We start from the raw sequence: 767 nt of genomic DNA on the forward strand, positions 1-767 counted from the left end.
TGCAACGCCGAGTACACCAGCCGGCCCGACACCGGCCCGGTCGAGGGCACCTCGCCGCTCGGCCGCCCGTGCGTGGCGCAGCCGGAGCGGTGGTGGCCGAACGCCGGCGAGGATCCGGTGGCTTCGTACCGGGACGTGTCGGTCAGCTATGGCGGACAACTCGCGGTCGCGGAGGTGACGTTCCCCGTGCCACGCGGCTCGATCGTCACGCTCATCGGTCCCTCCGGCTCCGGCAAGAGCACGCTGCTGCGCTGCCTGAACCGCATGAACGACCTCGTGCCCGGGTGCCGCGTCACCGGCGACGTGCGCTACCGGGGTATGGATCTCTACGCGCCGGACGTCGATCCGGTCGCCGTGCGTACCCGCATCGGCCTGGTCTTCCAGCGACCCAACCCGTTCCCCATGTCGATCATCGACAACGTCATGTTCGGCCCGCGCACGCTGGGCTTCCACGGCGACATCAACGACATCGCCGAGAACGCGCTGCGCCGCGCCGCGTTGTGGGACGAGGTCAAGGACCGCCTGGGCAAGAACGCGCTGGGGCTGTCCGGCGGCCAGCAGCAGCGCCTGGTGATCGCCCGTGCCCTGGCGATCGAGCCCGACATCCTGCTCATGGACGAGCCGGCGTCCTCCCTCGACCCGAGAAGCACCTCGCGCATCGAGGACCTGATGCACGAGCTCACACCGGGCGTCACGATCGTGATCGTCACCCACAACCTTCAGCAGGCCGGCCGCGTCGGTGACTACACCGCTTTCCTGAGTTCCGA

At 69.4% G+C, this 767-nt stretch carries 1 protein-coding gene; it reads left to right on the forward strand.

Annotated features, from left to right (window positions below):
• Nucleotides 1-72: 72 nt before the first annotated feature.
• Nucleotides 73-767: phosphate ABC transporter ATP-binding protein (locus HJC40_RS45000; protein WP_374273692.1), on the forward strand; the 695-nt coding region annotated here is incomplete at its 3' end.

The sequence above is a fragment of the Actinoplanes sp. M2I2 genome (assembly GCF_023544445.1).
Classification (GTDB): Bacteria; Actinomycetota; Actinomycetes; order Mycobacteriales; family Micromonosporaceae; genus Actinoplanes.